A 12,969-nucleotide genomic window follows, 5' to 3' on the forward strand; every position below is an offset into this window, starting at 1 on the left:
ATAGAAAAAGCCGCGCATCATGGCGCGGCTTCCCTCAAATCCTGTGGTGTGGCCGGTCAGCCGACAAAGGCTTTTTCGACCACAAATTCCTTGGGTTCGGAATTGGCACCTTCGCGCAGGCCGAACTCTTCGAGGATCGCCTTGATGTCATGGTTGAACGCGAGGCTGCCGCAGACCATGGCGCGATCACTTTCCGGCGCAATACCCTCGATGCCCAGATCGGCAAACACCGTGCCATCCTTCAGCAGAGTGGTGATACGGCCCATCTTGGGGCTCTCTTCGCGGGTGGTGGTGGGGTAATACCGAATCTTCTTGTGGAAATCCGCGCCCATCAGCTCGGCCAGCATCTCGTCCTGCTTGATGTCTTCGATCAGTTGCCGGCCATATTCCAGCTCTGCCACTTCGCGGCAGGTATGGGTGATGATGATCTCGTCATAATCCTCATAGGTCTGCGGCTCGCGCAGCAGCGAGGCGAAAGGCGCAAAGCCGGTACCAGTGGCAAAGAACCACAGCCGCTTGCCCGGCAGCAGGGCGTCATGCACCAGCGTGCCCACGGGCTTGGGCCGCAGGATGATCTGATCGCCGGGCTTGATATGCTGCAGCTTCGAGGTCAGCGGGCCGTCCTGCACCTTGATCGAGTAGAACTCCAACTCGTCGTCCCAGGAAGGCGAGGCGATGGAATAGGCGCGCAGCAGTGGCTTGCCATTGTCGCCCAGCAGGCCGATCATCACGAACTCGCCCGAGCGGAAACGCAAGGAGGCGGGGCGCGATACCTTGAACGAGAACAGGCTGTCGGTCCAGTGCTTCACATCCAGCACGGTTTGCGCGTCGGGCAGGACGGGGGCCTTTACGGCGGTGGCTTCGGTCACGGATTTCATCTCTGTCATCGTTTCACTATCCGGTCAGCTAAACCGGCATCTCCGTTTAATCTTTGATCCAAGTCAGGAAAAGGGGCATCTTGCCCCTTTGTGGTCACAAGCTGGCGATAGGCGGGCTCAGCCGCGCAGGCGGGCCTGGTAATTGTGGTCCTGCCAGTCGGCGCGGGCCAGCCACTGATCCTCAGGCTGGCGGTTGGCGAGGGCCTGGTCGATCTCGACCTCATCAAAGCCGCTGCGGCGTGCCATGGCATATTGGTCGGCCAGCACATGCCCCTTGGCGCGCAGGCGACCGGCATAACCTTTCAGGCGCAGAACGCGCGCGATGGTAAAGCCGCGCCCATCTGCGGAGGATGGAAAATCGACGCGCACCATCTGGGCGCTGCCCAGGCGGTCAATCAGCTCATCCGGGTCGGTGTCTGAGGCCACGTCGAGCGACACCACATCATTTGCGGCGTCATCCAGCGTGACATAGCCGTCGGTCCAGTCATCGGGGGCGAAGCCCTCATCAGTCACGATTACATTCATGTTTTCTCTCCGGCGCGCACCATCTTGCCATCGACAAAATGGATGCCGCATTCTTCCTTGTTCTGATCGCGCCAGCGTCCGGCACGGGGGTCTTCGCCCTCTTTGACCGGCGAGGTGCAGGGCGCACAGCCGATCGAGGGGTATCCATTCGCCACCAGCGGATGCCGGGGCAGGCGGTTTTCGTCCATATAGGCGCGCACGTCTTCGGGTGCCCAATGGGCCAGCGGGTTGACCTTGATGCGCCCGGTGCCGTCTTCAACTTCGAAAAAGTCGAGCGCGGCGCGGGTGCCGGCCTGAAACCGCTTGCGTCCGGTGATCCAGCCGTCAAAACCCTTGAGCGCACGCTGCAGCGGGATCGTCTTGCGCAGCGTGCAGCAGGCATCGGTATCGCGCAGCCGCAAGGCGCCATAGGGGTCGTCGCGGGCCACATCTTCGTCCGAGGCGCGGATGATCTGCACGTTGCGCAGCCCAAGCCGTTCGCTCACCTCCTGCTGGTAGACCAGCGTTTCGGTGAACAGCATCTGCGTGTCCACAAACAGCACCGGTATATCCTTGTCGACCACCGCCGCCATATGCAGCAACACCACCGACTCGGCCCCGAAGCTGGAGACCAGCGCCAGATGCCCGGCCTCCTGCAGCGCGCCATGCATCACGTCATGGGCGCTGTGGTGGCGGAATCGGGTGTTGAGCGCCTCAACCTTTTCGGTCAGGGCGCAGCGTTCAGCCCCCAGCTCGGTCTGGATTTCATCAAGCGGCATTGGCCTGAGCCTCGGGGTAAAGCGCCGCCTTGAACGGTGCCATCCCCAGACGGCGATAAGTTTGCAGGAAGGTCTCCTCCTTACCTTCCCGCAGGTCGAGATAGGCCGCGACCAGTCGTTCGATCGCTGGCACAATCTCGTCATAGGCAAAACCAGGACCGGTGCGATCACCAATGGCCGCTGTTTCGGTACCGTCGCCGCCCAGTGTGATCTGGTAGTTTTCCACGCCTGCACGGTCGAGGCCGAGGATGCCGATATGGCCCACATGATGATGCCCGCAGGCATTGATGCAGCCCGAGATCTTGATCTTCAGCTCACCGATGTCGTTCTCCAGCTTCAGCTCTTCGAAGCGGCTGGCGATCTGCTGTGCTACCGGGATCGAGCGGGCCGTCGCCAGCGCGCAATAGTCCATGCCGGGGCAGGCGATGATATCGCTGATCAGCCCGATATTGGCGGTGGCCAGCGCATGCTCTTTCAGCCGCGCGTGGATCGCGGGCAGGTCGGATTTGTGCACATGTGGCAGGATCACGTTCTGCTCATGGCTGATGCGCAGTTCGCCATAGGCGTACTGTTCGGCCAGATCGGCCATCACCCGCATCTGCTCGGCAGTGGCGTCGCCCGGCGTCTCGCCCTGTTTCTTGAGCGAGATCGTGACAATCGCATGATCGTCTTTCTTGTGCGCGGCGATGTTGGTGTCCACCCAGGACCGGAAGACCGGATCATGGTGATAGGCATCCTTGAACCCCGCGACCGAACGGTACCGGAAGGCGGGCGGCGCAAAATGGCCCTTGATCTCTTCCAGCAGCGCCATGTCGGCGCCTTTGAATTGCGGGCGCACTTGCAGGAAACGTTCATTCACCTTGGCGCGGATCGCATCGATGCCATGCTCATGCACGGTGATCTTGATGCGCGCCTTATACTTGTTGTCACGACGCCCGATCTGGTTCCAGACGCTGACGGTTGCCTCCAGATAAGCGAGCAGGTCGTCGAAGGCGACAAACGGGCTCAACTCCTTGCCGATCATCGGCGTGCGGCCCAGGCCGCCACCGACCAGCACGCGCGCGCCCAGAACGCCGTCGCGCTCGACCAGTTGCAGACCGATATCATGCGCCTTGATCACGGCACGGTCGTTTTCCGACCCGGTGATCGCGATCTTGAACTTGCGCGGCATGAACTGGAATTCCGGGTGGTCGGTCGACCACTGGCGCAGCAGTTCGGCATAAGGGCGCGGGTCGGCGACCTCATCCGCGGCGGCGCCGGCAAAGTGGTCAGCGGTCACGTTGCGGATCGTGTTGCCGCTGGTCTGGATCGCATGCAGGCCAACCTCGGCCAACGCGTCCAGCATGTCGGGCACGTCGTTCAGCTTGGGCCAGTTATACTGGATGTTCTGCCGCGTGGTGAAATGGCCATAGCCCTTGTCCCACTTCTCGGCCAGCAAAGCCAGTTGCCGCATCTGGTCGGGGTTCAGCGTACCATAAGGGATCGCCACCCGCAGCATATAGGCATGCAGTTGCAGATAGAGCCCGTTCATCAGGCGTAGGGGCTTGAACTCATCCTCGGTCAGAGACCCGTCAATGCGGCGCTCGACCTGGGCGCGGAACTGCGCGTTGCGTTCATTGAGGAAGGCGGTGTCAAACTCGGAGTAGCGATACATCGTTTGCTGTCCTTGGTGCAGCCCCGGATCCGGGGCCTTTTAGGGGGAGAGAAGGGGCCTTTGTTCAGACCTGGGGCTGCGGGGAAGTTTCCTGCTTGCCATGCCGGTAGTTGGAGGGACCGGTACGGCGGAAATCTTCCCGAAAGTGTGTTGGCTCCGGACCGTTATTTCCGGCGACCGCATCTGCCAGATAAGCGCCGACGATCGTGCTCGGCTGGCTTTCGGCATCAAGCAGGCGCAGCTGTGCATGCGCCTCGTCAGTGATCAGTTCGGCCTCGGTCAGGTCACGCGACCAGCGGTCATCGGCGGTCAGATAGATCACATCACCTTCCAGCAGGTCATTGGCGGTGACGACTTTAGGGGTAAAAGCGCGGGCCATCAGGCATGCTCCTTGTTGAATTCTGTCAGGGCCTGCACCGCCTGCCGCGGGGCAAGGCCATAAAGGGTGAGCGCTGGGCCGTTCATCTCGGCCTGCGCCAGATCGGCGGGCAGGCGGTCCAGGGTTGTGGCCAGCACGCGCTGATCGGGGCGCGAGGCGTTTTCGACCAAGGTGATGGGCGTGCTGCGCACGGCGCCATGCATGATCAGACGGCCCTGGATGAAGCGGGCTGATTTCTTGCCCATATAGATCGCAGCAACCTCGCCCCGGCGCGCCAGCGCGGCCCAGTCGTGATTGGCAAAGCCCTTCATGTCGTGGCCCGTCAGAAAGCGGATCGACGAATTGCGCCCGCGCCGCGTCAGGCTCTGCCCGATACCGGCGACTGCGGCAGAGGCGGCGGTGATGCCCGGCACGATGCGCCAGCTCAACCCGGCGGCCTCGACGGCCTCGATCTCTTCGTCGAGACGGCCGAACATGGTCGGATCGCCCGATTTCAGCCGGACGACGCGCGCGCCGTTCTGGCCATGCTCGACCAGCAGGTCATTGATGTCGCCCTGATCCCAGGATGGTCCGAACCCGGCCTTGCCCACATCGACCAGCTTGGCGGTGCGCCCCGCCAGGGCTAGCACCTCATCCGGGATCAGGCGGTCGTGTAAAACCACATCCGCCGCCTCGAAGGCGCGCAGGGCCGCGACGGTCAGCAACTCCGGATCACCGGGTCCTGCACCGACGAAGTCGATCCGGCCTGCTGTGTTATCTGCGTGTTGCGTGGTCATGGATCATGTCTGTTCTGTTTGACGTGACCCTCAATATAGGAAATATTCCCGCATAACCGCCATATGGCGCAGCAAATAAGGACGTATGTTCTATCTGGCTGAATAACCGGAATGCGGGTTTCGATTGAAGGAAAAAACAGGAATGTCAGTACGCATAGATGACACGGATCGGAAAATTCTGGCTGAACTGCAGCGCGATGCCAGCCAGTCGCTGGACGAGATTGCCAGCCAGGTGGGCAGTTCCAAGACGCCGGTCTGGAATCGCATCCGCAAACTGCGCGGGGCCGGAGTGATCGGCCAGCAGACGGTTCTGCTTGATGCCGAGGCGCTGGGTTACGAGGCCTGTTTCTTCGTGCTGATCCGCACCTCCGAGCATGAGGCCGAATGGCAGAACGCCTTCCTGAAGGCGCTGCAAGATCGCCCCGAAGTGCAGGAGGCACACCGGCTGGCGGGCGATATCGACTACATCCTGAAAGTGCGCGTGAGAAATGCCCGCGCTTATGACGCCTTCTATCAGGCGCTGATCTCGGAAGTGCGGGTACATAACGTTACGGCGCTGCTGTCGATGGAAGAGATCAAATCTACCACCATGCTGCCTCTTTGAGCATAGACAGGGGGCACCGCGTGGCAGCGCGATCTAGCGGTGGACCATCAGCCCGGTAAGACCGTGGAAATGGTAACTGTCGGAATAGGCGGGTGGTTCGGCCAGCCGCAGCGCTGGGCAGCGCTTGAACAGGATCGGCAGAGCAATGCGCATCTCCAGCCGGGCCAGCGGCGCGCCGACGCAGAAATGCAGCCCGCCGCCAAAGCTGGTATTGGTGAGAATGGCGCGCGTCGGGTTGAAGCTGTCGGGATTTGCCCAGACAGCCGGGTCACGATTGGCCGCGCCCAGCAGCAGCGCCACCTCATCGCCGCGCCGGAATGTATGATCAAAGAGGGTGACATCCTCGTAGGCATAGCGCGAGAACATGTGCAGCGGCGGGTCGTAGCGCATGATCTCTTCGACAGTGCGGTCGATAGCTTCAGGGGCCAAGGCGGCTGCGGAGGTGCCGGTTTCCAGCAATGTCTTCACCCCGTTGGCGATGGCATGCACCGTCGCCTCGTGCCCGGCATTCAGCAGCAGGATACAGGTGCCGATCAACTCGTCAGTTGAGAGTTTTGTGCCCTCTTCTTCCGCAGCAATTAGCCGGGTGATCAGATCGTCGTGCGGATCGCTGCGGCGCTTCTCGATATAGCTGCGCAGGAAAGTTGTGAACTCCGTCGCGGCCTGTGCTGCTGCATCTTCGGTCTCGCGGGTGCGGCCTGCCTGATACATCGCCACCATCGCATGTGACCAGCGCAGCAGGTCAGGGGCCATACCCTCAGGAACGCCCAGCAACCGGCAGATCGTGATCACCGGCACCTGCGTGCAATAAGCGTCGAGCAGGTCGAAATCCTCCTGCGGAAACCCGTCGATCAGTTCATGGCACAGCGCTTCGATCCCCGGCGCCAGATCGGCAATCGCGCGGGAGGTGAAGGCGCGCAGCACCAGGGCGCGCAGCCTTGTGTGGCGCGGCGGTTCGGCATCAAGCAGCGAGTGTGCCTCAACCGCGAGCCAGGGGGCCAGATGGCTCGGGCCTTCGGTCACCAGTTCCGGCGGCATTTCCCGCCCGAAGCGACGGTCTTTCAGCAAAGTCTGCACGGCCTCGTGGCTGAAGGCGGCGACCTTGCTGTACTCCTCCCAATAGGCCAGCGGGCCCGCGGCGCGCATCCGCGCGTAGAACGGGTAGGGGTTTTGCACAAAGGCGGCGTCGGTGGGGCTTTGGCGGCATGTCTTCATCTCGCGCACCCTTGCCTTGCGCCGCGCGCAATGCAAGACCCTATGGACGATGCGAAGGCTCTGGATCATCGTTGGTTTCCTCATACTGGTGGGCGTTCTGGCCGCCGGGGTCTGGACCTATGGCTATCGGCAGGCCGTCGGACAGTTGGCCGAGCGGGCCGAGGCCGATCTGAAACTGGCCAGCGACCGGCTCAGTGCGCAATTGCAGCGCTATCAGGAAACCGCCGTTCTGCTGGCCGAACACCCGGCGCTGGAATATCTCGACCTGCCCGGAGGCCGCGCCGCCGCGCGCGATCTGCTGCTGGATGTGGCCGACAAGACCTCGGCGCTGGATGTGATGTATGCGGATCGTTCGGGCCGTGTGCTGGTGGCCGCGCGCGATGAGACAGCGCATACGCTCAGTGGCGCGCCTTATTTCGAACGAGCGCTGCAAGGCGCGCTGGGCAGCGATCACGGGGTGATCGCGCCCTTTGATCAGCGGGCGTTCTACTACGCTGCGCCCGATTTCGGACCCGATGGCAAGGTGCGGGGCGCGTTGGTGGTTGTGGTGGATATCGACAATACCGAGTTCGACTGGCGCGGCAGCTCTCCGGCGGTTCTGTTCGTCGACGAGGCGGGCGAGGTTTTTATGTCCAACCGGCCCGAATTGCTGTTCTGGCGGCGTGACGGCGCGGAGGCTGGGCTGCAACCCGCCAAGGGGCCGCCGCGGCCTTTCGACACCGATCTGTTGGGCAGTTTCGAAATCTGGACGCTGGATTGGGGGCCGTATCTGCCGCGCCAGGCGCTGCATCTGGTGCAGGACCTGCCCGTCATCGGGATGAGCGGTGAGGTTGTGGTGGATCTTGCCCCGGCGCGGCGGCTGGCCTGGCTTCAGGCTGCGACAGTTGCGGCGATTTGTCTGGCCTTTGGTGCGCTGCTGTTTCTGGCCACCGAGCGCCGCCGCACCTTGGCCGAGGCCAATGCGGTGCTGGAAAGCCGGGTGGCCGAACGCACCCAGGCGCTGTCCGAGGCCAATACCCAACTGCGCCGCGAGGTGGTCGAGCGGCAGGAGGCCGAGGCCGCGCTGAAACAGGCGCAGGCGGAACTTGTGCAGGCGGGCAAACTCAGCGCGCTGGGGCAGATGTCGGCGGGGATCAGTCATGAGTTGAACCAGCCGCTGATGGCGATCCAGCAATTTGCAGATAATGGCAGCGCGTTTCTGGACCGGGGCAGGTCGGAGAAGGCGGGCGAAAACCTGGGCCGGATCTCGCAACTGGCCACGCGCATGGCGCGGATCATCAAGAACCTGCGCGCCTTTGCCCGCAATGAAAGCGAACCGATGGGCCGGGTTGATCTGGTTCAGGTCATCGACACCGCCGTGGAACTGACCGCCGCGCGGCTGACGAATGACGGAGTCGAACTGAAGTGGGCTGCGCCCTCAGCGCCGATCCCAGCATGGGGCGGTGAGGTGCGGCTGGTACAGGTCTTCGTAAATCTCATCAACAACGCCGCCGATGCCATGACCGGGCAGGACACACGCCGCATCAGCATTGATATCGAAGAGAGCGACAAGCTGACCGTAACCGTCCGCGATACCGGTCCGGGAATCGAAGACCCGGAAAAGATATTCGAGCCGTTTTATTCGACCAAGGCGGTGGGGTCCTCCGAGGGGATGGGGCTGGGCCTGTCGATCTCTTATGGTCTGGTGCAGAGCTTTGGTGGCAACATTCAGGGCAGCAATACCGATAGCGGTGCCATGTTCACGGTTCAGCTTGACCGGTTCAGAGAGGAAGAGGCCGCATGATCCGTACCGTTTTGCTGGTCGATGATGATGCCGCCGTGCGCGAGGCGCTGGGCCAGACGCTGGAGCTCAGCGATTTTCAGGCGATCACGGCGGGGTCTTTTGTGGCGGCCAAGGATCACATCACGCCCGGGTTTCAGGGCGTGATTGTCTCGGACATCCGGATGCCGGGCCGCGACGGGTTCCATCTGCTGAACTACGCGCGCGAGATCGACGCGGAATTGCCGGTGATCCTGTTGACCGGTGAAGGGGATATTCCAACCGCTGTCAGCGCGATGGGGCAGGGGGCGTTTGATTTTCTGGAAAAGCCCTGTGCGCCCGCCGATCTTGTGGCGGTGCTGCAGCGGGCTTTGAAAACCCGTGCGCTGGTGCTGGAGAACCGGTCCTTGAAGCAGCAGTTGGAGACCGGCGACCCGGCGGCGCGAATGCTCTTTGGCTCGTCACAACAGGCCGAAGCGCTGCGTATGCGCGTGCGTGCTGTGGCGGCAGCCGGGGCCGAAGTGCTGGTCACTGGTCCACCCGGCAGCGGAGTGTCCAAGGTGGCTGAGGTGGTGCACCTGATGTCCGCCGCTGCGCAGGGTCCGTTCGTGAAACGCTCCGCTGCGGATCTGACAACCGCCGATCTTGGCACCGCGATAAGTGATGCGGCGGGTGGGTCGCTGTTTCTGGATGAGGTTTCGGCCCTGCCGGGACCAACGCAATATGCCGCACTTGAGATGATCGAGCAGGAGATAGGCACCCGGTTGATCGCGGGCACAACCGCCGATCTGGCCGCTTTGGCTGAGGAAGGCCGCTTCAACCCCGAACTTTTCTACCGGCTTGACGGGATGCGTGTGCGCATCCCCGCGCTCTCTGAACGGCCCGACGACATTCCGGTGATCTTCCGCCATTACGTGGCGCAGGCCGCCGAACAGGCGGGGATCGAGCCGCCCGAGGTCACGCCGGACCATCTGGCGGCCCTTATGGCGCAGGACTGGCCGGGCAATGCGCGCTCGCTGATGTCGGCGGCGATGCGCTTTGTGCTGGGCATGCCCGAGGATGTGGCCCAGGCGGCAGAACTTGGTCTGGCCGAACAGATGGCGCGGGTGGAACGCTCTTTGCTGATCGCAGCCCTTGGGCGGCACAATGGCAAGGCGGCGCAGGCGGCGCAGGCCCTGAAACTGCCGCGCAAGACCTTCTATGACAAGCTGGCCAAATACGCGATCCGCCCTGAAACCTTCCGGCGTTGAAGCCCCCGCATGCAGGGTGGCTTTGCGCCGGGTTTTGTCTATTCTGACCCGGCAGGGGTGCCGTGACAGCGCCTCAGACCCGGTTATCTCAGAGAGGTTGGCGTGGCGAAGAAATCCAAATCCGAACTGGCGGTCGAAGCGAAAGAAGTTGCGAGCATCATCGCCGCCGCGCGCAAGGCCCGACACAATTTCGCGCTGTTTCACGGCAAGGACGACCTGATTTTCAAGGCCCACAAATCCAAGAACAAATCCGCCTGCCGAAAAATGGCGAAGGATGAGGGTGCCGGCGCCAAGGGCGCGGTGGGCGCGCTGGAGGTGGAGGAGAAATTCGTCAACCTCATCGTCGAAGACCCGGATTCGACCCCCGCCAATTTCGCCAAGACCTTCCGCGCGTACCTCTCTGCCCGCGGCCTGAAAATGAAAGTGCGCCTGCTGTCCGAAGACGGCGACGTGATCGATGATGGTGCCGAGGGTGATGAAGAGGCTGCGGACGCACCGCCCGAACTGGGCGATGACATCGAACAGGTGCTTGAAAAGATCGCAAAGCACTTCGAGGCGATGAAAACCTCTCTGCTGCGCTGCTTGAACTCTGCCCCGGCTGACTACCGCGAACGGGTCGTCAAGGCGGTCGAACTCTACAAGAAGGCCATGAAGGCCAAAAGCCCCGACACCGCGCTCAAGGCACTGGCGGCGCTGCGCAAGCTGGTGGCCGCAACGCCCTCGCCGGTGATCATCACCGACCGGCTCTCCAGCGCGGGCGACGATCCTGAGGCGCTGGGCAAGCTCGACGGGCTGGTCAATACCTGCGCGGCGCAGGTGACCAGCGACCCGGCCTTTATGGACCGCGCTTTTCCCGAGATGCGCGACATGCGCAAAGCGCTGAAAACCGCGATGAACAAGAAACCGCCGCCCTCCAACATTGCCGAACTCAAGGCGATGAAAGAGGCGCTGGACACGATGTTCTACGATCACGTCGACAAACCGCCGCGCGCGCATGGGCCTGAATGCCACGGTCCGGGCTTGACCACCCAGCAGCAGGAAGACCGCATCCTGAAAAAGAAGAATCCGCGCACCGGCAAGAAATTCAAAGGAAAGCCAGTGCACAAGGCATCGAACTTCCTCGACGAAGCGGCGTTTGTGGAAAGCCAGATGGTGCTGCGGACCCAGGCGCTGGATCATATCGACGATAACGGCATCAAGCCGCCGCCCAAAGGCGCCAAGCCCGTCAGGCTGCCCCCGATGAAGGCCAAGCTGGTCGATGTGCTTGGCCCGAATTGGCAGACCTCGGTGCAGGGCGTGAAACGCAAGAAGCAAAAAGGTCAGAAAGACACCTGCGTCGATGCGACCTGGGGCCCCGATAGCAACTGCAAGGCCATTTATGATCTGCTTGACGATGGCACCTTGCGTCTGGTGACACTTTATCCCAACCCGATCGCATAGCCGGTCCCGCCGAAAGGACCGGCCGTGAAACCAATTGATGGAGACCCCAGACATGGCTGACCGCACCCCCCAACAGGTTCTGAGCGATATGGCCAGCGGCTATCTCAACCCGCAGGCTTATGATGTTGAGGAGTTGAAGGGGTTTCTGGAAGAAGCCCATAACGCGGATGTGCGCACGGCCTTCCAATCCGCCCTTGCGGAGACCCTGAGCGGTAACGGCATCGGGCGGGGCGACTGGGAAGAGCTGACCGATGACGAGTTCGAGGATGATGCCGAATGGCGGGACTATCTGACCGCGCTTCAGGCGTTCCTGTTTGAAGATGGTCCATACCCGATCCCCGATGAGGACGACGAAAACTGAAGGGCTTGGTTTTTCCGCAAGGATCGAATCGCCGGGCCAAGGCGGATCCCGGGACTGTGCGGAAATCCGCACAAGCGGGGTCTGGCCTGTGCGAGAATCCGCACATCTGACAAATGCCCATCTTTGACGCACCTTCAGAACATCACGCAATAATCTGAATCCATTTAGGAAAAATCGTTTCGCTTATTCCCACGTTTCACAGGGTTGAGCAGGGAGTGGGGATTGGCTTCACTCGTACGCGATCAGGGCTGAGCCTCTGAATCGGACAATATACGGGAGGATACCGATGAAATTCCTGGCAACCGCCGCCACCGCGCTGGCACTGACTGCCACCGCCGCGTTTGCGGCCTGCGACGATGGTGAGATCGTGGTGAAGTTCGCCCACGTCACCAACACTGACAAACACCCCAAGGGCATTGCTGCCTCGCTGCTGGAACAACGCGTCAATGACGAGATGAACGGCACCATGTGCGTCGAGGTCTATCCGAACTCCACGCTCTATAATGACAATAAGGTGCTGGAGGCGATGTTGCAGGGCGATGTGCAACTGGCCGCGCCCTCGCTGTCGAAATTCGAGAAATTCACCAAGCAGTTCCGCCTGTTCGATCTGCCCTTCATGTTCGTCAATGTCGATGCCGTGGACGCGTTCCAGGCCTCGGATGACGGTCAGGCGATGCTGGACAGCATGCAGCGCCGCGGCCTGCAGGGGCTGGCCTTCTGGCATAATGGCATGAAGCAGATGTCGGCCAACAAGCCGCTGGTGGAACCCACCGATGCCGATGGTCTGAAATTCCGCGTCCAAAGCTCGGACGTGCTGGTCGCCCAGATGGAAGCGATCGGCGGCAGCCCACAGAAAATGGCGTTCTCGGAAGTTTATGGTGCGCTGCAGCAGGGCGTTGTGGACGGGCAGGAAAACACCTGGTCCAACATCTATGGCAAGAAGTTCTTTGAGGTGCAGGACGGCATCACCGAGACCAATCACGGCATCATCGACTATCTGGTCGTGACCTCGGTGGACTGGCTCGACAGCCTTGAGCCTGAAGTGCGCGAGCAATTCCTGACCATCCTTGGTGAGGTCAGCGATACGCGCAACAAAGAAGCAACCGCCGTGAATGATGCCGCCAAACAGTCGATCATCGATGCAGGCGGCACCATCCGCGTGCTGGAACCGGCTCAGCGCCAGGCCTGGGTCGATGCGATGAAGCCTGTCTGGGACAAGTTCTCGGATGACGTCGGTCAGGACAAGATCGACGCCGCACAGGCAATCAACGCCGGGTTCTGATCCGGCGCATCACGCGCGGCGCCGGTACTGGGGAGTGATCGGCGCCGCGCCCTTGCAAGTCCTTGGACGGACCTGCCACCAAACACAC

13 protein-coding genes are annotated in these 12,969 nt (G+C 61.9%); 6 read left to right on the top strand and 7 right to left on the bottom strand.

Annotated elements, in window-relative coordinates:
• Positions 1-56 precede the first annotated feature (56 nt).
• The 6 genes from AB1E34_RS11510 to cobA all read right to left on the bottom strand — a co-directional run bounded on the left by AB1E34_RS11510 (position 57) and on the right by cobA (position 4,970).
• Entirely contained in the window at positions 57-887 is an 831-nt protein-coding gene (locus tag AB1E34_RS11510; RefSeq protein WP_372572491.1) for a ferredoxin--NADP reductase, read from the bottom strand.
• A gap of 108 nt (positions 888-995) precedes the next feature.
• Positions 996-1,403 (bottom strand): DUF934 domain-containing protein, encoded by a 408-nt coding sequence (locus AB1E34_RS11515; RefSeq protein WP_372572492.1) that lies wholly within the window; start codon positions 1,401-1,403, stop codon positions 996-998.
• Positions 1,400-2,161 carry a phosphoadenylyl-sulfate reductase gene (locus AB1E34_RS11520; protein ID WP_372572493.1) on the bottom strand — a complete coding sequence of 254 codons (762 nt, stop codon included), beginning with the start codon at positions 2,159-2,161 and terminating at the stop codon, positions 1,400-1,402. Before AB1E34_RS11520 ends, AB1E34_RS11515 begins: the two co-directional genes overlap by 4 nt.
• Positions 2,151-3,815, bottom strand: coding sequence for a nitrite/sulfite reductase (locus AB1E34_RS11525; RefSeq protein ID WP_372572494.1), 1,665 nt, complete (start codon positions 3,813-3,815; stop codon positions 2,151-2,153). Before AB1E34_RS11525 ends, AB1E34_RS11520 begins: the two co-directional genes overlap by 11 nt.
• A 64-nt stretch (positions 3,816-3,879) precedes the next feature.
• The gene (locus tag AB1E34_RS11530; protein WP_372572495.1) at positions 3,880-4,194 is read right to left on the bottom strand and encodes a DUF2849 domain-containing protein; all 315 of its coding nucleotides are present in this window, start codon (positions 4,192-4,194) and stop codon (positions 3,880-3,882) included.
• Complete coding sequence (cobA, locus tag AB1E34_RS11535; protein WP_372572496.1) at positions 4,194-4,970, bottom strand: uroporphyrinogen-III C-methyltransferase; 777 nt, start codon at positions 4,968-4,970, stop codon at positions 4,194-4,196. The genes AB1E34_RS11530 and cobA overlap by 1 nt, the downstream gene beginning before the upstream one ends.
• Before the next feature lie 142 nt (positions 4,971-5,112).
• Between cobA and AB1E34_RS11540 the strand changes: the two genes are divergently transcribed.
• Positions 5,113-5,574 (top strand): Lrp/AsnC family transcriptional regulator, encoded by a 462-nt coding sequence (locus tag AB1E34_RS11540; RefSeq protein WP_249712470.1) that lies wholly within the window; start codon positions 5,113-5,115, stop codon positions 5,572-5,574.
• A gap of 33 nt (positions 5,575-5,607) precedes the next feature.
• On the opposite strand, the gene AB1E34_RS11545 is transcribed toward AB1E34_RS11540, so the two are convergent.
• On the bottom strand, positions 5,608-6,789 hold the full coding sequence (locus AB1E34_RS11545) for a cytochrome P450 (RefSeq protein ID WP_372572570.1): 1,182 nt from the start codon (positions 6,787-6,789) through the stop codon (positions 5,608-5,610).
• A gap of 49 nt (positions 6,790-6,838) precedes the next feature.
• Between AB1E34_RS11545 and AB1E34_RS11550 the strand changes: the two genes are divergently transcribed.
• The 5 genes from AB1E34_RS11550 (at position 6,839) to AB1E34_RS11570 (ending at position 12,881) form a co-directional block, all read left to right on the top strand.
• Positions 6,839-8,572: a sensor histidine kinase gene (locus AB1E34_RS11550; RefSeq protein ID WP_372572497.1), complete on the top strand. Its 1,734-nt coding sequence runs from the start codon at positions 6,839-6,841 to the stop codon at positions 8,570-8,572.
• Entirely contained in the window at positions 8,569-9,798 is a 1,230-nt protein-coding gene (locus AB1E34_RS11555) for a sigma-54-dependent transcriptional regulator (RefSeq protein ID WP_372572498.1), read from the top strand. Before AB1E34_RS11550 ends, AB1E34_RS11555 begins: the two co-directional genes overlap by 4 nt.
• A 102-nt stretch (positions 9,799-9,900) precedes the next feature.
• Positions 9,901-11,238, top strand: a complete 1,338-nt coding sequence (locus AB1E34_RS11560) for a hypothetical protein (protein WP_372572499.1) — start codon at positions 9,901-9,903, stop codon at positions 11,236-11,238.
• Positions 11,239-11,290: 52 nt separating this feature from the next.
• Positions 11,291-11,599 (top strand): hypothetical protein, encoded by a 309-nt coding sequence (locus tag AB1E34_RS11565; protein WP_372572500.1) that lies wholly within the window; start codon positions 11,291-11,293, stop codon positions 11,597-11,599.
• Positions 11,600-11,885: 286 nt separating this feature from the next.
• A complete protein-coding gene (locus AB1E34_RS11570; RefSeq protein WP_372572501.1) occupies positions 11,886-12,881 on the top strand; it encodes a DctP family TRAP transporter solute-binding subunit in 996 nt (331 codons plus the stop codon).
• Positions 12,882-12,969: the final 88 nt, after the last annotated feature.

This window comes from Ruegeria jejuensis (assembly GCF_041537905.1).
Classification (GTDB): domain Bacteria; phylum Pseudomonadota; class Alphaproteobacteria; order Rhodobacterales; family Rhodobacteraceae; genus Ruegeria_C.

What these genes read in the sequence shown, in the direction of transcription:
- AB1E34_RS11550 (WP_372572497.1), top strand. Translation starts at nt 6,839, where the DNA reads ATGCGAAGGCTCTGGATCATCGTTGGTTTCCTCATACTGGTGGGCGTT.
- cobA (WP_372572496.1), bottom strand. Translation starts at nt 4,970, where the DNA reads ATGACCACGCAACACGCAGATAACACAGCAGGCCGGATCGACTTCGTC.
- AB1E34_RS11565 (WP_372572500.1), top strand. Translation starts at nt 11,291, where the DNA reads ATGGCTGACCGCACCCCCCAACAGGTTCTGAGCGATATGGCCAGCGGC.
- AB1E34_RS11520 (WP_372572493.1), bottom strand. Translation starts at nt 2,161, where the DNA reads ATGCCGCTTGATGAAATCCAGACCGAGCTGGGGGCTGAACGCTGCGCC.
- AB1E34_RS11530 (WP_372572495.1), bottom strand. Translation starts at nt 4,194, where the DNA reads ATGGCCCGCGCTTTTACCCCTAAAGTCGTCACCGCCAATGACCTGCTG.
- AB1E34_RS11555 (WP_372572498.1), top strand. Translation starts at nt 8,569, where the DNA reads ATGATCCGTACCGTTTTGCTGGTCGATGATGATGCCGCCGTGCGCGAG.
- AB1E34_RS11525 (WP_372572494.1), bottom strand. Translation starts at nt 3,815, where the DNA reads ATGTATCGCTACTCCGAGTTTGACACCGCCTTCCTCAATGAACGCAAC.
- AB1E34_RS11510 (WP_372572491.1), bottom strand. Translation starts at nt 887, where the DNA reads ATGACAGAGATGAAATCCGTGACCGAAGCCACCGCCGTAAAGGCCCCC.
- AB1E34_RS11515 (WP_372572492.1), bottom strand. Translation starts at nt 1,403, where the DNA reads ATGAATGTAATCGTGACTGATGAGGGCTTCGCCCCCGATGACTGGACC.
- AB1E34_RS11545 (WP_372572570.1), bottom strand. Translation starts at nt 6,789, where the DNA reads ATGAAGACATGCCGCCAAAGCCCCACCGACGCCGCCTTTGTGCAAAAC.
- AB1E34_RS11570 (WP_372572501.1), top strand. Translation starts at nt 11,886, where the DNA reads ATGAAATTCCTGGCAACCGCCGCCACCGCGCTGGCACTGACTGCCACC.
- AB1E34_RS11540 (WP_249712470.1), top strand. Translation starts at nt 5,113, where the DNA reads ATGTCAGTACGCATAGATGACACGGATCGGAAAATTCTGGCTGAACTG.